The organism is Paraglaciecola sp. 25GB23A (assembly GCF_040012495.1).
In the GTDB taxonomy this organism is placed as follows: domain Bacteria; phylum Pseudomonadota; class Gammaproteobacteria; order Enterobacterales; family Alteromonadaceae; genus Paraglaciecola.
This window is the reverse complement of sequence record NZ_JBDYKM010000004.1, coordinates 210,259-233,938: the sequence shown is the minus strand read 5'-3', so window position 1 is coordinate 233,938 and position 23,680 is coordinate 210,259. Positions and strand designations below refer to the sequence as shown.

Here is a 23,680-nt window from a genome sequence, read left to right as displayed (position 1 = left end):
TTTATTATGTTAGCTGAATTAGGTAATTTTTCATTGGTAATGGCTTTGTTGATGTCATTACTACTGGCCATTTATCCCATGTGGGGAGCGTATAAACAACATCCTCAACTGATGGCCATGGCAAAACCCTTAGCGATTGGCATGTTTTTATTTACGCTTTTCGCCTATGCCTGTTTAACTCATGCATTTTTGCACGACGATTTTACTCTCGCCTATGTGGCTAATACCTCCAATAGCAGCCTGCCCATTTATTATAAAATTACTGCAGTATGGGGTGGCCATGAAGGCTCTTTTTTACTTTGGGTTATGATCTTTTCTATCTGGACAGTGGCAGTGGCACTGTTTAGTAAAGCGATACCAGTCAGAATGGTCGCTCGCGTACTGGCTATTTTGGGGGCGGTAGGCTGTGGTTTTTACCTGTTTATGTTAATGACCTCGAACCCATTTGATCGGCTCTTACCGTTTTTTCCCATCGACGGTAAAGACTTAAACCCCTTGTTACAAGATTTTGGCATGATCATTCATCCACCGATGTTGTACATGGGTTATGTGGGCTTTTCGGTTGCTTTTGCCTTTGCTTTAGCCGCCTTAATATCGGGCGAATTAGACTCTACTTGGGCCCGTTGGTCTAGACCGTGGACGATTGCAGCTTGGTCTTTCTTGACTGTAGGTATCGCACTCGGCAGTTGGTGGGCGTATTACGAACTAGGTTGGGGCGGTTGGTGGTTCTGGGATCCGGTTGAAAACGCTTCGTTTATGCCTTGGTTAGTCGGCACGGCTCTGTTGCATAGCTTAGCCGTAACCGAAAAACGTAAGATATTTAAAGCTTGGACAGTGCTGTTAGCCATAGCCGCGTTCTCTCTAAGTTTATTGGGGACCTTTTTGGTGCGTTCGGGCATTTTGGTGTCGGTGCATTCCTTCGCCAGCGATCCAAGTCGAGGATTGTTTATCTTGGGTTTATTGGTGGTCATTATTGGTGGTTCATTAGCGCTGTTTGCTTTTAGGGGCAGACAATTGCGCGGCTCAGGACGTTACTCATTGTTCTCTCGTGAAGTTTTATTAATGGGCAACAATATTTTTCTGACTGCCGCGACCTTAGTGGTGTTGTTAGGTACCTTGCTACCCTTGGTGCATAAAGAAATAGGCTTGGGCTCTATTTCTATTGGTGCGCCGTTTTTTGACACCATGTTTACTTATTTAATAGTACCCTTTGTGTTTTTTATGGGTATTGGTCCCTTATCTCGCTGGAAAAGCCAGAGTCCGCAGGCCCTGTATAAGCAATTGTTATTGGCATTTGGTCTGGGCCTAAGTGCCGCAATACTGATCAATTTTAGTTTTGACCAATTATCCTATTTAGCTGTGTTAGGTATGCTTCTGAGTGTGTGGATTATGATCACTACTATCATGGAAATTCAGCAGCGTATCGAGCCATTACAACAAGCAAGTCAGCTTACTATTGTGCAAAGTTTGCGCAAATTAGCGCCAAGTCATTGGGGCATGGTGTGCGGCCATCTTGGCTTTGCTGTTTCACTGATCGGCATCAGTTTGGTTAGCGCCTACAGTGTTGAGCGCAATGTTAGAATGGCCATTGGCGATTCAGTACAAGTGCAAGATTATGAGTTTGTATTTGATGATGTTACGCGAGAGCAAGGGCCAAATTATACGGCTGACCGTGGACATTTTGTGATAAATCAACAAGGCAAGCAAGTTGCTGATCTGTATGCTGAAAAACGCTTTTATCCGGTGCAACGTAACAGTATGACTGAAGCGGGTATCGATTCTGGCGTAACTCGAGATTTGTTTGTGGCCTTAGGTGAACCCCTTGAAAACGGCGATTGGGCGATCCGAATTTACGTAAAGCCTTTTGTTAATTGGATATGGTTAGGGGCCTTCATTATGGCGTTTGGCGGGGTGTTATCGATTAGTGATAAACGTTATCGCATGTCGAAAATGGCGGCCAGTTCATCATCCAGTCATGGCGGTGTAACAGAATTAGGAAAGTTGACGTAATGAAAAAGTGGTTAGTGTTTTTACTGCCTTTATTGGCTTTTGGTGTACTACTGATTTTTTTATTCCAAGGATTGTTTTCTGATCCCAGAGAGCACAAATCAAGTTTATTAGAGCAGCCGATGCCTGCCTTTGTTTTGCCTGATTTAATGCAACCTGAACGTGAATATACCCAAGATGTGTTTGCAGGCAAAGTCACTTTACTCAATGTTTGGGGCGTTTGGTGTATCACCTGCGCCATTGAATTACCGTATTTGACTCAGTTGCAACAAGAAGGAAAACACATCGTTGGTTTATATTACGACCAAGATATTGACCCTGACTTTGGGCTTAAAACCGTGGCTCGAGTGCAACAAGAAGTCACTCAAAAGCTTGCCCAATTGGGTAATCCCTATGCCTATAATATTTTTGATGTAAAACGTAATTTGTCCCTAGATTTGGGCGTTACAGGCGCACCTGAAACCTTCTTAATTGATCAACAAGGGCATATTCGCTTACATCATATTGGTGACCTTAACCCACGTGTGTGGCGCAATAAATTTGAGCCCGTGTATCAATCGTTGATGGGGCAGCCTGAATGAAACTGCTGACTATTTTTAGCTTGCTGATACTGTTTGCTGGCGGCGTAAGTGCGACCGAAGACAAATACCAATTCGATACTGAGGCCCAGCAAAATTTGTTTTTTGAATTGAGTAAGGAGCTACGCTGTCCTAAATGTCAAAATCAAAATTTGGCCGATTCAGACGCGATGATCGCTGCGGATTTAAAACGTAAAGTGCATGACTTAGTCAAAGAGGGCCAGAGCAAAGAGCAGGTTATTGCTTATATGAAACAACGTTACGGCGATTTTGTTTATTATCAACCACCAGTAAATTCCATGACAATTTGGTTGTGGTTGCTGCCTGCATTGTTTGTTTTATCTGGCTTGTTGTGGTTATTGATGAATCGCAAAAACACTAATGCTGATGTCAAATTAGACAGTGCACAGCAAAAAAAAGTGGACGAATTACTGGAGCGTGATGAGTGAGTGAGTTTTTGATTGGTGCCAGTGTACTGCTGTTGGGCGGTGTATTATTGGTTTGTTTACCGTGGCTTAGGCGCAGTAAAAAAGCACAACAAGATGTATTAACCAATACACGCCTAATAAAACAACGTTTGGCTGAGTTAACAGTAGAGCAATCGCAAGGTTTATTGTCTGAAACTGACCGCCTGCAAGCTGAACAAGAATTGAAACTCGCCTTATTGGATGAGGTGAAAGTAAATGTAGTTGGGACCGGTCAAACAATATGGATATTATCCGTAGGGCTTATTATTGCCCTAGTGATTGCCGGTAGCGTGTACTTTAAAGCTAACCAGTTACAGCAAATCAATCATTGGCAAACGGCGGTCACACAATTAAATGCCCTTGGGCAAACCATTAATAGTGGACAAGATATTCAAGGTAAAGACTTGCAAGATTTTGCCTTAGGTTTACGCACTAAATTGCATAAAGATCCCGAAGATGCGACGGGTTGGATGTTACTGGGGCGGGTTTGGGGGGCGTTAAATCAGCCTAATACGGCCAAAGAAGCCTTTGAAAAATCTTTAGCCCTAGAGCCAGATAGCGTTGGAACCTTACTTAGTTATGCGCAAGCACTGATCCTGTTAGGCACAGAAGATGAATTAAAACAGGCTAGACGGGTACTCCAACGGGTAATTACACTTGACCCTAATAACATCAATGCTACGGGGACTTTGGCTATTGTCAGTGCTGAATTGGGTGATAATCAGAGAGCGTTGCAGTACTGGCTGAAATTACAAAGCTTTTTGCCTAAAGACGATCCGAATTACGCTGCAGTGCAACAAAAAATAAATGAGTTCCAAGGCATAGGGCAAAACGATGGTGAGCTTGCTAAGGCGCAAGCTGGCGAGCAAGGCGGCTCTAAACGTGTGCAAATTACGATTAATGTCAGTGACGAGTTAAAGGCTAAATTGCCAGACAGTGGTGTGCTCTTTGTCTTTGCGCAAGATCCTACCGGACAGGTGAGAATGCCAGCAGCTGTGGTTAAATTGCCTTTAGGGAAATTCCCTGTGACCGTTGAGTTATCTGATGCAAATGCGATGATGCCAACCTATACCTTGTCGGGCTTAAGTACGGCAAAGTTAGTCGCTCGCATATCTCGTGACGACAACGTAATGCAAGCGGCTGGTGAATTACAAGGCGAAATTATTCTGGAACTACAAGCTGATAAACTCGTTACAGAAAATATTATGATAAATAAGGAAATTATGTGAAACATGCTTCATGTCTTTTAGTTGTATTGGCCTTACTTTCGCTAGGAGGTTGCGCGGCAAACCAGGCTGGCGAGCAAGCTCAGCAATATAGTGATCCAAAAGATCCATTAGAGTCGATAAACCGCACGATGTGGGATTTTAACTATGATGTATTAGATGCTTATATCCTGCGCCCGACAGCGGTGGTTTACGCAGACTACATGCCGCAATTTGCTCGCACCGGTTTACTTAACATGGCCCTAAATCTAGAAGAGCCCTCCAACTCTGTAAACAACTTACTACAAGGCAAAGTTAGCGGTACTTTTGTAAGTTTAGGGCGTTTTTTGCTTAACTCTACTGTGGGCTTGCTAGGTTCAATTGATGTGGCCAGCAAAATTGGTTTAGCTGCCGAAGAAGAAGAATTTGGTGAAGTATTGGGCAGTTGGGGCGTTGGTACAGGTCCTTATTTAATGGTGCCAGCGATAGGACCAAACGATCCAAGAAGCGGGGTAGGCGATTACATTGATAGCGCCTATGGCCCTTTAGACAGTTTAAATATTTACTTCAGCGCACTACGATTTGGTATTAAAGCGCTAGAAGCAAGAGCCAGCTTAATCCAACAAGAGCAGCAACTGGATAACTCAGCAGACCCCTATAGCTTTGTGAAAAACGCTTACTTCCAAAATTTAGAATACAAAGTTAAAGACGGTAAGGTAGAAAAAACCCAAGAAGAAGAATCCTTAGAAGACGATATAGACGCTTATTTGGAAGGCCTTTAGACAGCTTAGGTTATCGGCAACAGAAAGTCCTAAAAGGACCCACCTTGTAGGAGTTCCTTTAGGGACGAACCAGTTGTTTAGGGACGAACTAGTTGTTCCTACAAGTATTTCCACCTTGTAGGAGTTCCCGGTAACCGGCGTGGTTCAGGGACGAAAAATCAACCACAAATGTTGATTTAACATCAGCATCCAATTTAGTAACGAGGATGATTGTTCGTAGTTGAAAGCTTCGCAGCTAATAACATCCGTTACGGAGCAGCTCCTACAAGTGCCCACCCTTGTAGGAGTTCCCGGTAACCGGCGTTGTTTAGGGACGAAAAATCAACCACCAATGTCGATTACACAACCAATATCCATTCACCAACGAGGATGATTTCCCCCTTGTAGGAGTTCCTTTAGGGACGAACAAAAATCAACCACCAATGTCCATTCATCAACGAGGTCGATTTATCACCGCGGTTCGCAGCTAAAGCAGCTCCTACAAGTGCCCACCCTTGTAGGATTTCCCGGTAACCGGCGTGGTTTAGGGACGAACAAAAATCAACCACCAATATCCATTCATCAACGAGGTCGATTTATCACCGCGGTTCGCAGCTAAAGCAAACTCCTACAAGTGCCCACCCTTGTAGGATTTTCCGGTAACGGGTGTGCGGCACCCGGCATTATTCAGGGACGAACAAATCAACAACAGAAATTGATTTGACAACCAAGGATTAATTAGCAACAAGGCTGATTTATAATCACGGTTCGCAGCTAAAACATCCGTTACGGTCGCACCGGTCACCGGCAACGCCTAAAAAGAAAAATCAACCGCTACCCTTATGTGTGTTCTCGGTAACCGATGTGCGACACCCGTCTTGGTTTATGGCCGAAAAATAGCCATCCGATATAAAATACACTGTCGAAATTTTATGTTATCCCGCGATATTCGCGGCTAACAAAATCCGTTACAGACTGCGCCACCGGCAGAGCCTAAAACACAGCAGCCTCTTACACTTCTGAAAACCTAGATGTGCAGATAAAATTGATCAACCTGACATGTTTTTATTGCTATCTTATTTCGATTAATGTGAATTTTGGGTACACTGCACCCCTAATTTTTAGTTTGTAAAAAAGTCAGTTTGGTTTAGGGATATAAATATGAAGATTTTGGTGACTGGTGGTGCTGGTTTTATTGGAAGTGCGGTAGTAAGGCATATATTGACGTCATCAGACGATACCGTAATTAATGTTGATAAACTAACCTATGCCGGTAATAAAGAATCAATCCCTGCGGAACTTAATTCAGAGCGTTATATTTTTGAGCAAGTTGATATTTGTGACGCAGTTGCAATAAAGCGTGTGTTTGAGCAACATCAGCCTAATGTCATCATGCACTTAGCCGCCGAATCACACGTTGACCGTTCGATTGATGGCCCTGGCGAGTTTATTCAAACCAATGTGGTTGGTACTTACACTTTGCTTGAAGCCGCCAGAGCTTATTGGCAAGGGCTTGCTCAAGATCAAAAATCCTCTTTTATTTTTCACCATATTTCTACCGATGAAGTTTACGGTGACTTGCCTCACCCTAACGAATTACCTGAAGGTACTGAACTGCCTTTGTTTACCGAAGAAACGCCTTATGCGCCTAGCTCACCCTATTCTTCAAGCAAGGCTAGTTCTGATCATTTGGTAAGAGCGTGGCAACGTACCTATGGTATGCCTACCGTTGTTACCAATTGTTCAAACAATTATGGGCCTTATCATTTTCCAGAAAAATTAGTGCCGCATATTATTTTAAATGCCCTTGCGGGAAAGGCCCTACCTGTTTATGGAGATGGCAGCCAAATTAGAGATTGGTTATTTGTTGAAGATCACGCCCGTGCTTTATATTTAGTCGCAAAATCGGGCAAAGTAGGTGAAACCTATAATATTGGCGGCCATAACGAAAAACGTAATTTGCAGGTAGTTGAAACTATTTGCGATTTGCTTGATGAACTGGCACCGCATAAACCAGAGGGCATTAATTTCTATCGTGAATTGATTACCTTTGTAAAAGACCGCCCAGGCCATGACGCACGGTATGCCATTGATGCCAGTAAAATACAGCTTGAATTAGGTTGGGCGCCAGTAGAAACGTTTGAGTCTGGTATTCGCAAAACAGTATTGTGGTATTTAGACAATAAACAATGGTGGCAACGAGTCTTGTCAGGTGCCTATCAACTGGATCGTTTAGGGGATAAGTAGATAGTTGCGAGTAAATAGTAGATAGATAAAGCAAAAGCAAAAGCAAAAGCGATCTCACCACAGAGGCCACAGAGGACATAGAGGTTAAGAAAAGGAAAGAGCAAGAGCGTTTGAACCACAGAGGACAACGGGTGCTGCTCACAGAGGTTTCTTTTGTAGGAGCTCCCGGTAACCGGTTTTATTTAGGGGCGAATAAATAGTGTATAGGTGCTAGTAAATAGTCAATAGTAGATAGAAAAAGCAATTGCAACAGCAAACGCAAAAGCAAAAGCAAAAGCGATCTCACCACAGAGGCCACCGGGTGCCGCGAACAGAGGACATAGAGGTTAAGAAAAGGTAAGAGCAACCGCAACAGCATTTGAACCATGGAGGGCTCGGAGGAAAGATAAGGAATATAGTTGTTTAAGATTAACGACAAAAAATAAGTTTTTTGTGAGTTGCAGTGCAGTGCTTGCTCAATGTGTTTTTAACATCTGATATTTTTGCTGTCCTCTGTGAGCGAAGCGCTCTGTGGTGAAATGCTCTGGCTTTCAAAAAATAAAGAGTTTGCTTTAGGATTTAACGTTTTAATAAATTGACATGATTAAGGAAGGGAAATGGCAAAGTATAAAGGTATTATTTTAGCGGGTGGGTCAGGATCGCGTTTGCACCCTATTACCATGGGTACGTCTAAGCAATTATTGCCTATTTACGACAAACCAATGATTTATTACCCCTTATCTGTATTGATGTTAGCTGGCATCAGAGAAGTGCTAATTATCACTACCCCAGAAGACCAAGCCAACTTTATGAAGCTTTTAGGTGATGGCAGCGCATTCGGAGTGGATTTGAGTTACGCCATTCAACCTAGCCCAGATGGTTTAGCGCAAGCGTTTATTATAGGTGAAGATTTTATCGGTGATGATAAAGTAGCCTTAGTCTTAGGTGACAACATATTTTATGGCCAACATTTTTCTACTTACCTAAAAACGGCTGCCAAGGTTGAAACTGGTGCAACGGTGTTTGGCTATCATGTTAATGATCCAGAGCGTTTTGGTGTAGTTGATTTCGATGAAAACGGCAAAGCTGTCAGTATTGAAGAAAAACCAGCCAAGCCTAAATCAAGCTATGCGGTCACTGGTTTGTATTTTTATGACAACCAAGTGGTTGAAATTGCGAAAAATATCAAACCTTCCGTGCGAGGCGAGTTAGAAATTACCGATGTTAATTTGGCCTATATGCAAAAAGGCGAATTGAACGTGTCTTTGCTAGGGCGAGGGTTTGCTTGGTTAGATACCGGCACCCATGATTCTTTATTAGAGGCTGGGCAGTTTGTTCAAACAGTCGAGCATCGCCAAGGTTTAAAGGTAGCCTGTTTAGAGGAAATTGCGTATCGCCAAAGCTGGATCACTAACGCTCAGTTAATAAAACGCGGTAATAGTTTGAGTAAAACTGGTTATGGCCAATATCTGCTTAAAGTAGCTGATGGCTACCAGTAGTAATATAGGAATGAGTTGTGACAAGTGAGCGACGAGTAAAATTTGCTATTTGTAAGCCTAATATTTACGCGGTTTGTCATCCCGATACGCAGTGAGGGGTCTTGGTTGTTAACAAAAGCAAGATCCCTCTTCGTTGCACTCTGTCGGGATGACACAAGAAAAATTTAGTAAAATGCACTTATTCAAGAGAAAGAACATGTCAAATAAAGACTTTTGCTCATGTTTATAAAAAACAGGTAAACAATGAACGTTATCAAAACCAAGTTAAACGATGTACTCATATTTGAACCAAAGGTTTTTGGTGATGAGCGTGGTTTTTTTATGGAAACCTATCGCGCTGATTTTTTCAGTGAACAAACGGGTTCAAAGCCACTAGTTCAAGATAATCACAGTAAATCAGCCCAAGGTATTCTGCGCGGCTTGCATTATCAACTTGAGCATACGCAAGGAAAATTAGTACGCGTGGTACAAGGCTCGGTATTTGATGTGGCGGTTGACTTACGTCAGTCGTCTTCGACCTTTGGTCAATGGATGGGGATTGAATTGACCGCGCAAAACAATCGTCAACTTTGGGTGCCTGAAGGCTTTGCCCATGGTTTTTATGTTACCAGTGAAACCGCTGAATTTGTGTATAAGTGCACCGATTATTACCATCCACAATCAGAAGTGTCGATTAGTTGGAATGATCCGAGTTTGAATATTGATTGGCCCCTAGTAAATGGGCAAGGACCAAACCTTTCAGCTAAAGATATCGCGGGCATGTCGTTTGCTGATGCACCTAAGTTCAAATAAAGAAGTGGTAAAATGAAAGTATTAGTAACAGGAAAAAGCGGCCAATTGGCCTGGGAAGTAGTCAATAGTGCCCCCCTTAACCTTGAAGTAGTTTGTTTAGGTCGAAGCGAGCTCGACATCGCAGATGCAAACGCTGTTAATCAAGCGATAAGTGCCCATAGGCCTAATGTTGTTATTAATACTGCTGCTTACACAGCGGTTGATAAAGCAGAAAGTGAACAAGATGCCGCCTACGCGGTGAACGAAGCCGGCGCGGCTAACCTTGCTCAAGCATGTAAAGATAATGGCGTAAGGCTGTTACATGTCTCTACTGACTTTGTATTTGATGGCACTAGTACTGCCCCTTACCAAACCGATGCAGCGGTTAACCCCTTAGGTGTTTATGGTGCATCAAAGCTTGCAGGTGACATAGCTGTTCACGGGATATTGCCTGACGCAGTCATCGTTCGCACTGCTTGGGTTTATTCGGTGCATGGTAATAATTTTGTAAAAACCATGCTGCGCTTTATGGCTGAAAAACCCCAGCTGGGTATCGTTTATGACCAAGTGGGTACACCTACTTGGGCAGCAGGACTCGCCCAATGGTTATGGGAGATTGTGGCAAAACCCGATATCAAAGGAATGTACCATTGGACAGATGCAGGCGTAGCATCATGGTACGATTTTGCTGTAGCCATTCAACAGTTGGCGATTGAAAAAGGCATGCTGGATAAAGCCATTCCGGTAAGGCCCATACCCGCTAGCGCCTATCCTACGCCGGCAAAACGCCCTAGTTTTTCGGTAATAGATAAAAGCACCGCAGAAGCTGCCTCTGGTATGTTAACCGTACATTGGCGTGAACAATTATCAACTATGTTAGATGATTTGAAAAAGCAGAATAGTTAGTTAAAAGTGATAATGAAAATAAAATAAACCACAAATGTTGATTTAACATCAGCGTCCATTTATCAACTAGGTTGATTGTTCGTAGTTGAAAGCTTCGCAGCTGATAACATCCGTTACGGCAACTCCGTTGGGGAGCAAGCTCCTACAAGTGCCCACCCTTGTAGGAGTTCCTTCAGGGACGAACAAATCAACAACAGAGATTGATTTCACGGCGATAGCCTGTTGTGTAACAATACTGATTTATTATCTCGGTTCGCAGCTAAAACAGCTCCTACAAAATAAAAATCAACCACAAATGTTAATTTAACATCAGTGTCCATTTTAACAACGAGGTTGATTGTTCGCAGCTAAAGCAGCTCCTACAATAGGCATGTTGTGGTATAAAAAAAGGGCAATAGTTAAACAATTCCCCTTTATCTTCAATCACGCCGCACTATACTTTTTCGCTCGTCGCTCTAATACCCGTTAGGGTTACTCGACTGCCACTTCCATGAGTCTTTACACATTTCTGCTAGGCCTCGTTCGGCTTTCCAGTTTAGTGCTTCATAGGCTGTTTGGGGGTCTGCGTAGCAGGCTGCTACATCGCCGCCGCGTCTAGGGACTATTTTATAGGGAATGGCTTTGCCGCTTTGTTTTTCAAACTCTTTGACCATGTCTAATACGCTATAACCTTGGCCGGTACCTAGGTTGTAAGTCACGATGCCGACATTTTGTGAGAGCTTTTCAAGGGCTTTAAGGTGACCGGCGGCTAAATCTTCAACGTGGATATAATCGCGTACGCCAGTGCCGTCATGGGTATTGTAGTCATTACCAAACACCGATAAGAACTCCCGTTTGCCCGTTGCTACTTGGGTAATAAAAGGCATAAGGTTATTGGGTATACCGTTGGGGTTTTCGCCGATACGTCCTGACGGGTGAGCGCCTGCTGGATTGAAATAACGTAAAATGGCAATGTTCCAACTCGGATCAGATTTAAATAAATCCTGTAATACATGTTCAACCATCAACTTTGACATGCCGTAGGGATTGGTCGGATGTCCGGTTGGCATATCTTCACGTAAGGGCAAAGAGACGGGATCGCCATAAACCGTGGCTGAAGAACTAAATACGATATTTTTAACGCCTGCTTTTTGCATGGCTTCACATAAGATCAGGGTGCCATAGACATTATTGTTATAATAATTCAGCGGCATCTCAACTGATTCACCCACTGCCTTTAAACCTGCAAAATGGATAACTGCATCAACTTTATTTTCAGCAAATATACTTGCTAGTTTCTGCGCATCTCGAATATCACCTTCAATAAATCGCGCCTGTTTACCGGTTAATTCGGCAACTCTAAGTAACGACTCTTGAGAAGAGTTACATAGATTATCGAGCACAATCACATCTTGACCCGCTTCCAATAATTGCAACACCGTATGGCTGCCAATGTAACCCGCACCACCTGTAACTAAGATAGTCTGCATGTCTAATTTCCTTGTGGTTTATTGTGGGAAAGATATTTAGCACAAAGTCCGAATTGTATCGGCTTAATAACAATGGGATAAAGCAAGAATAGCAACAATGCCCAGGCAAGTGCCCACCAATTGGCGCTTGATTGTAAAATCAGTACAAATACCGGAATAAAAATAAGCAGTTTTAACAGATTAAGTAACAGTTTTTCAGGGCCAGTGAGTTTTTGTTGCGCCTCACGTAGCATGGTTAAACGCTCGGTTAAAGAGTACGACTGAAGTTGTGGTATCTGTTTACTGGAAAAATACAATTTCATGTTGAGACCATTTTGAGGTAATCGATGATTATATTAGCATTGCGCTGAAATTAAAAACGCCTGATACGATGACCATATCAGGCGTTAATTATACTATAATTACTATTTATTGCAGTAGCTATATTTACGCTAGGGCTTTTTCTACTGAAACAGGCTCAGGACTATCAGCTAGTTTTTCCCATTTGCTGGTTTTCAGGGTAAATAAGGCAACCACAACACCAACACCGATAGTAATCAAACAGATATGTAAAAACAGCTCAGGCATTTGACTTAAGTTGTTAGGATCAAGATTGCCTGCCAATAAGCCAGCCACAACATTACCAATAGAATAGGTTAGTACAAATACTCCCATCATTTGTCCGGCAAAGCGTCTAGGTGATAATTTACTGACGGCGCTCAGTGCTACAGGGCTTAAACATAACTCACCAACTGTATGTAAAAAGTAAGTGGCAACCAACCAATAAGGCGCGACTTTCATACCCGATGCTGCGTATTGGGCGGCAAAGAACATAACTAAAAATCCTAAAGCCATAATAATCAAGCCTAAGGCACACTTTATCCCGTAAGACGGGGTGATCATTTTCTTCGCTAGGTTAATCCACAGCGCAGCAATGAAGGGTGACAACATAATAATGAAGGCAGAGTTTGACAGTTGAAACCAAATGGTCGGTATTTCAAATGAGCCAATAAAGCGATTGGTATAATCTTGCGCAAATAGGTTCAGTGAAGAGCCCGCTTGTTCAAAACCCGCCCAAAAACAGGCAGAAGCAACACAGACTAAAAACAAGGCACTTAAACTTCTTTTCTCATTACCACTAAGATTTCCGAGAAAAAATATGCCGGCAAAATACAAGATAAAAATAGCGGTGATCAGCACAGCAGCATATTCAGCAATGACAACCGGATCAATCACCACGCTGCCAGTCATTATGGCGCCAACCAATAAGGCTAAACCCACTAAAAAAGCCGTGATTATTGACCAACTAATCTTGATCATTTTCGGGCTGCTAACCACTGTTGGTTCAGCGCCTGCACCCTTAAGTTTGTAGATGGTTTTTCTATATTGAATTAAACCTGCAGCCATACCAACAGCAGCAAGACCAAAAGCCATATGCCACAAACCTTGCTCTTTTAAAGGACCAATAGATAAATAAGCCAAGAAAGAACCAATGTTGATACCCATATAATATAAGGTATAACCGGCATCTCGTCGCTTATCGTCTTTGCTGTAAAGCTGACCGACCATGGCGCCAATATTAGGTTTGAGTAGGCCGGTGCCTAACACAACTAAAACTAAGCCAATAAAAAATGTATCGTTCGACGGGATAGCCAGTACTACGTGACCAGCAAAAATGATAAGACCGCCATACCAGACTGTTTTTTGGCAACCCAATAGTCTATCTGCGATAAAACCACCCGGTAAACCCATCAGGTAAACCGCACCGGTGTAAAGACCATAAATTGCTGACGCGGATACTACGGTAATAAACAGTCCGCCTTCTTGAATACTGGCGGTCATGAACAATATTAATAGTGCCCGCATCCCGTAATAACTAAAACGCTCCCACATTTCTGTAAAAAAGAGGGTCGATAGACCTTTGGGATGGCCAAAGAAACTACTATCAATTGGTTCAACATTTTTTTCTGTCGTCATTAAAATTGCCTTTTAATTTTTATTATTAATTTACCTAACTTTATTTCTTCGCATCATACGGCCCAAGCCGATAATTTTTGGTTGCTAGGGAGTATGCCGAGAAATTCTGAAAGGCGTTGTGCGTTTTATACTAGAGCTAAGACACTAAAACAACTGTGATGCTAAAAATGACTATCATATTGAGGCACTAAGTCATGGTTATATTGCACTAGAACACACAATTTTATAGCGTTGCACTCCAAACAATCATGCTTGTCACCATAATAGTGCGTTAATGTGCAACTAAAGTGGTGCAGTTCAGATAAATCAACTAAACTAGCGGCTCAAATTTGCGATAAGCAATAAAACATCGACTGAAATTTAAAAAATTGCTGGGACTGTTATCTTTCAGAGACAGTTAGCTTCGGTTTTTTCGATTTAGTTACAAAATGTAGCATTTAAGAAACATTTTGATGAAAAGAATTAACACTAATTTACTAGCTAAACAGGGTAACTATTTGTTACTCTATGCGCCATCGGAAGGCTTGTGTAAAGGTAGCAAATTAAGTTAAAACAGAGGGTTAATATCCTGTTTTGCTTAAGTGACTAGTCTAAAAAATTATTTTTTGAGTCGTAATTGCTGAGTTGATTCTGAAATAAAATATTGAGGCTTGATTATTGCTAGCTCTATTGATAAGCAGTAAAAAACAGGGAAAATCTAGGGTATGTTTACACATTTGGAATTCGTTCCATTAGTTATAGCGGTTTTCACTGCATTTTTTGTGGCCGTTATTCTGCTAGTTATCATGACACCAATGGCACATCAATTAGGTTTGGTTGATCATCCAACTGAACGTAAAAACCACAAAGGTATGGTGCCTTTGACCGGCGGTTTGGCCATTTTTGGTGCGGTACTCATCGCGAGTGTTGCAACCGATGTATGGTTTAAAAACGGTTCGTTATTCTTTACTGCTTCTGCATTTATTATCTTACTGGGTATGTTAGACGACATGTTTGACCTCAGTCCCAAAGGCCGTTTAATGTGCCAATTCGGTGTTGCAGCCATCATGGCTTGGAGCGCGCAAAACTATATTACCGATTTAGGTGATTTGTTCGGTTTCGGTTCCATTTCTTTCGAAATTTTTGGTTACTTTTTCACGTTAATTTGTGTAGTCGGCGTAATTAACGCTTTCAACATGATAGATGGCATTGACGGCTTAGCCGGTGGCATGAGTTTGGTGGTATTGCTGAGTGTCGTCTTTTTGCTACTGATTTCAGAGAACGGCAAAGCGATTATGGGCCCTATGATTGTTATTGGTGCGATAGTGCCGTTTTTGGCCTTCAATCTAAGTTGGAAAGGTTTCAAAGGTAATAAAATATTTATGGGAGATAGCGGCAGCATGTTTGTTGGTCTCACCATTGTTTGGTTACTTGTTGAATATACTCAAGGGGCGGAAGCTGCCATGCGCCCTGTGACCGCAGTATGGCTGATTGGATTACCTTTGATGGACATGGCTGCGATCATGTATCGCAGATGGAAAAAAGGGCAGTCAGTATTAAGACCCGACAAGCAACATTTACATAATATTTTTATACGCGCTGGTTTGTCACCCAGACGTGCCTTAGCTGCTATTTTATTGATGGGTTGTACTTACGCTGGCATTGGTATTGTAGGTGAATTATTGCAAATCTCTGAAACTATCATGTTTGTTGGCTTTTTAGTGACGCTGTTTGTCTACAGTTTCGCATTACAAAATATTTGGACAATTCTGCGCTTCGTGCGAGGAAACAAAGTTACTTCTGTTTCTTAACGCCCTGCTTTGTTAGTCTTCTCTGTTTTCAAGCTTTGCAAATGCTGACCTACGGGTTAGTATTTGCAGAATTTATTTAAGTTGAACCTCGTTTATGAAAACCCTTTTTTCATTATTGTTGGTCTTGGTATCGCTGCAAGGCTGCACCAGCATTAAACAACCTGTTGCCTCGCGTCCTCTCGTTGAACAAAATTTTTCCAATATTTATCAAGTTTTACCTGAGTCTATTTGGGATAGTCTGCAAAATAGATCAAATGGCGAGTTGCTCAATTTTAATTCACAACAGGTCGAGCTGGGTCGATTATTTTTTTCAGCAAGCGGTAATCAATGTCGCCAGCTCACCTTTAATAATAACCTCTTACGCGTAGCATGTCGTGTTGATGGTTCTGCTCAATGGTATTTGGTCAAACCGGTCATTTCTGAATATAGCGAATCTGCTTCAACCATGGGGACAAAATAATGAACTCTCCTAGCGTTAAAATTATAGTTGGTGGTTTATTACTGTCTGCCATTTTATTGTTACCCATTAAAAATGGTGCAGCACAAGATGCCGCAACCTTAGAGCAACTTCAGCAAGCTAAATCGGCGGGCGCAAGCCAACGGGTTGATGTGTCTCAATATATGCAGTCTTCTGGCAACAGTACCGGGCGTAATGGCACCAGTAATCAAGTCAATGAATACGGCCCGCAACCTGCAGGTGAAGAAGGACTACCACCACCCTTTGGTGCAAACTTATTTAATGGCGGTTTTGCCGCGCAGCGCAGCGATGGCTTAAACTCTTCTTATCTTGTATCGCCAGGCGATAAAATATCTGTACAAATGTGGGGTACGGTTAATAATGCCCAAGTGGTTACTGTAGATAATCAAGGCAATATCTTTATTCCAGATGTTGGTCCGATTCAAGTTAAAGATATACCCGCCAATCGAATAAACTCCGTTGTTACCCAAAAAATCAAATCGATTTACACCAACAATGTCAGTGTCTATATCAATTTACTTACCGCTACACCTGTCAGTGTTTATGTGGCAGGCCCTGTGGCGAGGCCTGGTCAATATGCCGGTTTAGCCTCTGATTCCTTATTGTTTTTCTTAAAACAAGCCGGTGGCATCGATCCTCATCGCGGTAGCTATCGCGATATCAGTATTGTTCGCAACGGTGAGTCACTGCTCGAATATGATCTGTATGACTTTTTGAAAGAAGGCAAGATGACGACCTTCTCTTTTCAAGACGGTGATGTGATATTAGTGGCAGAACAAGGCGCAATGGTCACGGTAGAAGGGTCTGCCCGTTATCCTTTTCGCTTTGAGCTAGAAAGCAAAAACTCCAGTGGCAAAGACCTGATGTATTATTCGCGCCCCTTAACTAAAACAAGTCATGTTGCGGTTACCGGTAATCGTGCACAAGGGCCAATATCAGTTTATATACCCATAGATGATTTTGACAATTTTGTGGTATCAGATGGCGATGTGGTGTTGTTTAATGATGATATACGCGGCAACGTTATCAGTGTGCAATTATCAGGCAGCTACAAAGGCCCATCATTTTATACGGTTGACAAAGATGCGCGTTTACTCGACTTGCTCAGTTATGTTGAAGTTGATCCAAGTCAAGCAAACTATGGTGCGATATATATCAAACGTGAGAGCGTGGTTGAGCAACAAAAGGCACTCATCGATGAATCCCTGAACCGACTCGAACGCAGTATTTTTACCGCGCCTGCTTCTTCTGATGGCGAAGCACGAATTCGTGCGCAAGAAGCGGAATTGGTCGCGCAATTTGTTGCCAGAGCCCGCCTAATCAAACCACTAGGTAAAGTTATTGTATCTGAAAACGGCATAGTAGCTAACATTCGCCTAGAGCAAGGTGATGAAATAATTATTCCTCCCCACACTGACTTAATCCAAGTCGCCGGTGAAGTATTGTTGCCGCAAGCTATTGTGTATAACCCTGATGCAACCATCGGTGATTATGTCGCTTGGGCAGGCGGATTCAGTGAGCGCGCTCAAGACGAACGCATAGCCATTGTGCATGCTAATGGCCTAACCAGCTTTGTATCGATAGACGGTGGTCAATGGTTTGGCGAAAGTAGTAAAAACAAATTATCACCGGGTGACCAAGTATTGGTACTACCTAAAATTGATACCAAGTTATTGCAAGCGGTTAAAGATATCACCCAGATTGTTTATCAAGTGGCTATTGCAGCTAATGTGGTAACCAGATAGCCCATGTCAAGACGAGCTAGCTGAAAAATGACCACCGTAGTCAAACGCGGCCCTTGGAAAATCTGGAAAGACGTGATCTTTGCTTTGTTTGCCAGAGAAATTCGTACTGGGTTTAATGATAAACTGGGTATAAGTTGGGCAGTGATCAACCCTATAATTTTTATATTAATGTTGTCATTACTACGTGGTCGTATGGAAGGTGGTGAAACTCACACTATACCGACCTTTGTTTTTATGGCTTATGGCATGATACTTATTCAGAGCTTTTTGCAAACCTTAGGTGCTTCAGCAAATTCGATAAGTAAAAATAAAGCGTTATTTGCTTTCAGGCAGGTTCAGCCCATCAGTGCGGCTATTGCTGCTGGTTTGTTTGAATTATTGACTAAAGTGTTTGTAGTCTTGGGTATTTTTGTTGTTATGTACTTTTTGAATATGGAAATACAGATTGAAAATCCAATCCTGCTGATTACCTGTTTTGGTCTTCTATGGATTTTTGCACTGGCAGTGGGTTTGATCTTCGGTATTGCTGAAATGTATGTGAGCGAAGTAAAAAAAATCCGCGAGCTTTTAACCCGGCCACTGTTTTTTATCTCTGGGGTGTTCTTCGCTTTACAAGATTTTCCGCAAGAATATTGGTACTTGTTAAATTGGAATCCAATATTACATGCTGTTGAGCTATCTCGATTTGCTGCTTATTCTTCTTATGGTGATAACGGTGTCAGTTTAGCTTTTTTGAGTTTTATCACCCTTGTGTTTGTTTTTTTTGCACTGGCGATTTATCAACTTTTTTGGCGCCAAGCGATTAGCCGATGATTAAACTAGTCAATCTTACCAAGTATTACCCATCAAATTTAGGTAATCAGTATATCTTTAAAAATTTAAATTTTGAGATACCCTCTGGTCACAATATTGGAATTTTGGGCTCTAACGGAGCCGGTAAATCGACGTTGTTTAGGCTCTTGGCTGGTAGTGAATATCCGAATAAAGGCAAGGTTATTACCGATTTAAGTTTGTCCTGGCCTGTTGCATTGGCAACCGGCATTCACCCACAAATGACAGGGCGTGAGAATACTCGTTTTATCGGTCGTGTAAATGGAGTCGCCGATTTGGCTGCTTATGAGAAAAGGGTTAGAGCGTTCGCAGAGTTAGGCAATAAGTACGACCTACCTGTAAGAACGTATTCTAGTGGAATGAGGCCTCGTTTAGCTTTTGCATGTTCTATTGCAATTGACTTTGATGTTTATCTAATCGATGAAGTAACCTCTGTCGGCGATGCTAATTTTCGTCGAAAAGCCAAAGAGGCTCTTCTAGAAAGGAGCAAACTAGCGACCGTGATCATGGTTAGCCACGAAATGGATGAAATAAGACAGTTCTGCGATAGTGCCATTGTACTAAATAAAGGCGAACTTACTTTTTATAACGATCTCGAACAAGGGATCACGGAATATCAGGCATTGTAGGCATGACCCAACAGGCACAACAGCAATTAGAAACACAGTTTTTGACACTTCGTAAGCGGTATACCAGTTTACAATGGACCGATGGTCAATTTTTATTAGAAGAAGTTAAAAATATCGCAATCAATGATGTTGCCTTGGCTTATCGTCTAATGAAGCGTGTGAAAAATTTAGATCCAAGCGAAGACAATCAAAAATATCTTAATGAGCTTCAAAGCAGTACGCTGAAAGAAAAGCCCGAATTAGCCACTGTTACATCTAAAGAAAGGAAGAGTCTCATTATTCGCAAAGGTAAGGGCATTGCCGAGCAATTGTTGATAATACTCAACAACACTGCACTTAAGAAATATCGAACACCTTTTATGTTAGTGGTGTGGCTACCGTTTTTTGTTTTTGCCATTTATCAGATAATAATAGCAAGCCCTCGCTATGAAAGTCAGGCTAAAATTATTATGAGAGAGCCCAATGGTATGGCAACCCTTGATGCAACTATGGCTATTATGTCTGGTTTTGGTATATCTGGTGGTAGCAGTGATACTGAACTCATGAAAACTTATGTATTGTCGAATGATATGCTCATTTACCTTGATGAAAATATAGCAATCAATCAGCACTTCCAAGACACTCAATATGATTACTTAAGTCGTTTGTCGGGCTCCGCAAGTAGAGAGACACAACTTAAATACTATCAAAGTAGAGTGTTAATTGAAGTAGATGAAAAATCACAAGTCATCAATATTAGAGCACAGGCTTTTGAACCTGAATTTGCACATAAATTAAGCCTGGCTATTGTAGCTAGAGCAGAATGGTACATTAATGAAATAGGGCATAATTTAGCCAAAGAACAATTGAAATTTGTGCAAAAAGAGCATGAATTGATGCAAGAAAAGTTACAAAAAGCGAAGTCTCAACTTTTAGATTTTCAAAGTCGTTATGATTTACTTGATCCTGAAGCTGAAGGAATGGCGTTGCAGCAGATAGCGTATAAGCTAGAAGCACAGGTTGCTGCACAACAATCTGAATTACGCGCTTTACGCAGTAGCATGAGCGATGATGCACCATTAGTATTAAAAGCGATGGCACAGTTAGACAGTTTGAAGAAACAGCTTGATAATGAGCGAGGGCGGTTGACAGACCAAAATTCATCAGCCAATCGTCTGAGGGAAGATAAAGATAATCTTAGTGAAATACTCGCTAAGTTCAGTGATTTAAAAATTAATTTAGAACTGGCGCTAAAGTCCTACACAGTCTCACAGGTATCTCTTGAAAAATCACGAATTGAAGCTTACAGGCAGTTGAAATATTTAGTAGTGGTTGAGTCATCTACCTTACCTGAAGACGCAAAGTATCCATCAGTTATTTACAATATAAGTCTATTTTTACTTATTCAACTGATGCTATTTGGCATAGGTAAAATTATCTTAGCAACGGTTGAAGAATTGCGTTAGCCATTATTAAAGTCTGTTTACGCGGCATAATTCAAGTTAAGAGTTATACAAGAACGATTTTTAACTGTAGATAAACTTAAAAATACTGAATCTATTTGAGTGCTATTTTTATATTATGAAACAGTAAGGAATTTAATGATTGTTAAAATATGTTAACTTCGCGTAATTACAAAATGCATTCAAGCTTACATTAAAATTTAGAGGTAGAAATGTTCAAAGGTAGCATTGACGTTATAGAGAATGGGGTGGTCCTTGGGTGGGCCGTTGACCTTAATAATCAGGAACCATTGGCTATTGTCGTTGTTGCCGGTGAACAGCGGCTAGGTGTAGGCTTAGCCGACAAGTTTAGAAAAGACTTAAAGGAGGCTGGCATACATGAAGGTAATCATGCATTTCAAATTGATATATGCGAATTGTGGGGAGATGGTGAGGAGCTGGTCTTATCTTTAGTTGAAAGCAAAACCAATGAACTTATCGCCAATAGTACATTTAAAGTACCGTCAACTACGCCAATTATCTCAGCTAAACAAGTCAATTTTCAGCGTGGCGTATTGTCGCTTTACCTGAGTTCAAACATAGCCTTTGGCAAACGAAGTATTATTATTTGGGACAATGAGAAACCACTAGTAGAATTTCCAATTGATAGCAAAGAACTTGAATTGTTGGTGGATATTCAACTCCCAGTTACCTTACTTGATGGCAACCGTCGTCTTATCAAAGTGGGTCTTCAGGGCTACCCAAATATTATATGCAGCCAAATTATTGAATGTCAGCCAATTCAAACTCCGTGGCAATATTTGAATAACAGTTATCGCCAACCTGGCATGATGTCATTGCCAAAACAAGCTGGGCATCGTTACGAAACTTTAGAGTTTCAAATGAAGGCTATAGCTGACGGTGAGTCGCAATTAAGCGTTGGGCAACTATCATTGCTGCATAATGTACTGGTGGAGTCTTATGAAGGTCGAAAAGTCTTTCCAAAATTTTCATTGCCCAAATTCCAACAGCCGATGGTGAGCATTATTGTACCTGCTTACAATCTGTTTGAGCTTACTTATCACGCCATTGCCTCTATTGTTTTTGCTTTTAATAAAACCAGTTATGAAGTCATATTGGCAGACGACTGCTCAACGGATGAAACAGCAGAAGCCGAAGATATTATCGATAATTTAGTGGTATCTCGAAACGCAGAAAATCTGCGCTTTTTAAAAAGCTGTAATCAAGCCGCAGATTTAGCTAAAGGCAAATACATTGTATTTTTAAATAATGACACTGAAGTCACATCTTATTGGTTAGACGAGCTAGTCAATATAATGGAAAAAGATGAATCAGTGGGTATGACTGGCTCAAAACTACTTAATCTAGACGGTTCTTTACAAGAAGCGGGCGGCACAGTCTGGGGAAATGGTATGCCTTGGAATGTGGGTCGTAATGCCAATCCTCAAGCTCCTGAATACAATTATGTCAGGCAGGTTGATTATTTAACTGGTGCTGCCATGTGCATTCGCACTGATGTTTGGTTGCAAGTAGACAAGTTTAGTGAAGAATTAGCACCGTGTTATTTTGAAGACACTGACTTGGCCTTTAAAGTCAGACAGGCAGGCTTTAAAACACTTTACACGCCATTTTCACAAGTAGTGCATTTTGAAGGTCAAAGCCATGGAACCGATGTAACCCAAGGTTTAAAAAAGAACCAAGTTATAAATCAAAAAGTATTCGGCAAAAAATGGTTTAAAGCTTTCCGACTTAATGGTGTTGAGGGCATAGAAAACAGCAAAACTGTAAAAGATCGCAATATCAATCACAGAATATTAGTGATTGATTACGCTACGCCTGAATTGAATAAAGATGCCGGTGGATATGCTGCTATTCAAGAGATAAAACTACTTATTTCCCTTGGTTTTAAAGTCACTTTTGTGCCTGAAAACTTAGCCTTCTTTGGTAAACATACAAAAGCACTACAAGCGATGGGTGTTGAAGTACTGTATGCCCCCTTTTATATTTCGGTTCCTGATGTTATTCAAAAACGCGTTAAAGAAATGGATGCGGTTTACATTACTCGTTACAGTGTTGCAGAAAAATACATTGATTTAATCAAACAGCATTCTAACTGCAAAATACTTTTTAATAATGCTGATTTACATTTTTTAAGAGAATTACGTTCAGCACTAAAAAATGGTCGAGACGAAGTAAAATTACAAGGAGCGATACAAACACGCAGTGCTGAGCTGGATGTTTGCCAAAAAGTGGATGCTATCTTATGTTATAACACTACTGAACATGCGGTTATTGCATCTCATATTCTAGAAACCGAAAAACTCCATTTAACGCCTTGGGTCTTAGAAAATAAATCGGCTGGTCCTAGTTTTGAACAACGTCAAGGCATCGCGTTTTTAGGTGGATTTAATCATTTCCCGAATGTTGAGTGTGTAGAATTCTTGGCTGACAAAGTTATGCCAATGCTGGCAGAACAACGACCAGATATTTGTTTGTATGTTTATGGCAGCAACATGCCTGATGCTTTTAGCGAATTTGAAACAGACAATATGAAGCTGGTTGGCTACGCAGAGCATTTAGATGAGGTTTATCACAATCACAGAGTGTTTGTTGCACCACTTCACTCTGGTGCGGGTATCAAGGGTAAAATTCTTGAAGCAATGGCTTATAACGTGCCCTGTGTCTTGTCAGACGTTGCAGCAGAGGGAACCGGTTTAACTCATGGTATAAGTGCACTAATAGCCAATAAGGCTGATGATGTTGTGCAGAGTATTATTAAACTTTATGACAACGCTGAACTCTGGGCCAAGATATCAAGTAATGAAGCGATTATCGTAGAAAGCTCCTTCTCCTTTGAATTTGGTAAACGCAAGTTCCAAGATATATTAGCGAGCGTTGACATCTTTACTGATTAGTCCGT

General features: G+C 41.5%; 19 protein-coding genes. 16 read left to right on the top strand and 3 right to left on the bottom strand.

What is annotated here, in order from left to right:
• Positions 1-6: 6 nt before the first annotated feature.
• The 9 genes from ABKW31_RS10195 (at position 7) to rfbD (ending at position 10,420) form a co-directional block, all read left to right on the top strand.
• Positions 7-2,010 (top strand): heme lyase CcmF/NrfE family subunit, encoded by a 2,004-nt coding sequence (locus ABKW31_RS10195; RefSeq protein ID WP_348616236.1) that lies wholly within the window; start codon positions 7-9, stop codon positions 2,008-2,010.
• Positions 2,010-2,588, top strand: coding sequence for a DsbE family thiol:disulfide interchange protein (locus ABKW31_RS10190; RefSeq protein ID WP_348616235.1), 579 nt, complete (start codon positions 2,010-2,012; stop codon positions 2,586-2,588). Before ABKW31_RS10195 ends, ABKW31_RS10190 begins: the two co-directional genes overlap by 1 nt.
• Positions 2,585-3,034 (top strand): cytochrome c-type biogenesis protein, encoded by a 450-nt coding sequence (locus tag ABKW31_RS10185; RefSeq protein WP_348616234.1) that lies wholly within the window; start codon positions 2,585-2,587, stop codon positions 3,032-3,034. Before ABKW31_RS10190 ends, ABKW31_RS10185 begins: the two co-directional genes overlap by 4 nt.
• Positions 3,031-4,281, top strand: coding sequence for a c-type cytochrome biogenesis protein CcmI (gene ccmI, locus ABKW31_RS10180; RefSeq protein ID WP_348616233.1), 1,251 nt, complete (start codon positions 3,031-3,033; stop codon positions 4,279-4,281). The genes ABKW31_RS10185 and ccmI overlap by 4 nt, the downstream gene beginning before the upstream one ends.
• Positions 4,278-5,039 carry a VacJ family lipoprotein gene (locus tag ABKW31_RS10175; RefSeq protein ID WP_348616232.1) on the top strand — a complete coding sequence of 254 codons (762 nt, stop codon included), beginning with the start codon at positions 4,278-4,280 and terminating at the stop codon, positions 5,037-5,039. Before ccmI ends, ABKW31_RS10175 begins: the two co-directional genes overlap by 4 nt.
• A gap of 1,140 nt (positions 5,040-6,179) precedes the next feature.
• Positions 6,180-7,265 carry a dTDP-glucose 4,6-dehydratase gene (gene rfbB, locus ABKW31_RS10170; protein ID WP_348616231.1) on the top strand — a complete coding sequence of 362 codons (1,086 nt, stop codon included), beginning with the start codon at positions 6,180-6,182 and terminating at the stop codon, positions 7,263-7,265.
• Between the two features lie 596 nt (positions 7,266-7,861).
• Positions 7,862-8,743 (top strand): glucose-1-phosphate thymidylyltransferase RfbA, encoded by an 882-nt coding sequence (rfbA, locus tag ABKW31_RS10165; RefSeq protein WP_348616230.1) that lies wholly within the window; start codon positions 7,862-7,864, stop codon positions 8,741-8,743.
• Positions 8,744-8,986: 243 nt separating this feature from the next.
• Positions 8,987-9,535: a dTDP-4-dehydrorhamnose 3,5-epimerase gene (gene rfbC / locus ABKW31_RS10160; RefSeq protein WP_348616229.1), complete on the top strand. Its 549-nt coding sequence runs from the start codon at positions 8,987-8,989 to the stop codon at positions 9,533-9,535.
• A 12-nt stretch (positions 9,536-9,547) separates the two neighbouring features.
• Positions 9,548-10,420 (top strand): dTDP-4-dehydrorhamnose reductase, encoded by an 873-nt coding sequence (gene rfbD / locus ABKW31_RS10155; protein ID WP_348616228.1) that lies wholly within the window; start codon positions 9,548-9,550, stop codon positions 10,418-10,420.
• 455 nt (positions 10,421-10,875) lie between these two features.
• Here rfbD and galE read toward each other — a convergent pair whose 3' ends face one another.
• The 3 genes from galE to ABKW31_RS10140 all read right to left on the bottom strand — a co-directional run bounded on the left by galE (position 10,876) and on the right by ABKW31_RS10140 (position 13,845).
• Positions 10,876-11,889, bottom strand: a complete 1,014-nt coding sequence (gene galE, locus ABKW31_RS10150; RefSeq protein ID WP_348616227.1) for a UDP-glucose 4-epimerase GalE — start codon at positions 11,887-11,889, stop codon at positions 10,876-10,878.
• Between the two features lie 2 nt (positions 11,890-11,891).
• Positions 11,892-12,191 carry a DUF6170 family protein gene (locus ABKW31_RS10145; protein WP_348616226.1) on the bottom strand — a complete coding sequence of 100 codons (300 nt, stop codon included), beginning with the start codon at positions 12,189-12,191 and terminating at the stop codon, positions 11,892-11,894.
• 124 nt (positions 12,192-12,315) lie between these two features.
• Positions 12,316-13,845, bottom strand: a complete 1,530-nt coding sequence (locus tag ABKW31_RS10140) for a peptide MFS transporter (protein ID WP_348616225.1) — start codon at positions 13,843-13,845, stop codon at positions 12,316-12,318.
• A 704-nt stretch (positions 13,846-14,549) separates the two neighbouring features.
• Here ABKW31_RS10140 and wecA point away from each other — a divergent pair.
• From wecA to ABKW31_RS10105, 7 genes are all read left to right on the top strand, one after another.
• Positions 14,550-15,635 (top strand): UDP-N-acetylglucosamine--undecaprenyl-phosphate N-acetylglucosaminephosphotransferase, encoded by a 1,086-nt coding sequence (wecA, locus tag ABKW31_RS10135; protein ID WP_348616224.1) that lies wholly within the window; start codon positions 14,550-14,552, stop codon positions 15,633-15,635.
• Positions 15,636-15,729: 94 nt separating this feature from the next.
• A complete protein-coding gene (locus ABKW31_RS10130; protein WP_348616223.1) occupies positions 15,730-16,095 on the top strand; it encodes a hypothetical protein in 366 nt (121 codons plus the stop codon).
• Entirely contained in the window at positions 16,095-17,858 is a 1,764-nt protein-coding gene (locus ABKW31_RS10125; RefSeq protein WP_348616222.1) for a polysaccharide biosynthesis/export family protein, read from the top strand. Before ABKW31_RS10130 ends, ABKW31_RS10125 begins: the two co-directional genes overlap by 1 nt.
• A gap of 27 nt (positions 17,859-17,885) precedes the next feature.
• Positions 17,886-18,671 (top strand): ABC transporter permease, encoded by a 786-nt coding sequence (locus tag ABKW31_RS10120; protein WP_348616221.1) that lies wholly within the window; start codon positions 17,886-17,888, stop codon positions 18,669-18,671.
• Entirely contained in the window at positions 18,668-19,318 is a 651-nt protein-coding gene (locus tag ABKW31_RS10115; RefSeq protein ID WP_348616220.1) for an ABC transporter ATP-binding protein, read from the top strand. The genes ABKW31_RS10120 and ABKW31_RS10115 overlap by 4 nt, the downstream gene beginning before the upstream one ends.
• 2 nt (positions 19,319-19,320) lie before the next feature.
• The gene (locus tag ABKW31_RS10110) at positions 19,321-20,763 is read left to right on the top strand and encodes a lipopolysaccharide biosynthesis protein (protein ID WP_348616219.1); all 1,443 of its coding nucleotides are present in this window, start codon (positions 19,321-19,323) and stop codon (positions 20,761-20,763) included.
• 209 nt (positions 20,764-20,972) lie between these two features.
• Positions 20,973-23,675 carry a glycosyltransferase gene (locus tag ABKW31_RS10105; protein WP_348616218.1) on the top strand — a complete coding sequence of 901 codons (2,703 nt, stop codon included), beginning with the start codon at positions 20,973-20,975 and terminating at the stop codon, positions 23,673-23,675.
• Positions 23,676-23,680: the final 5 nt, after the last annotated feature.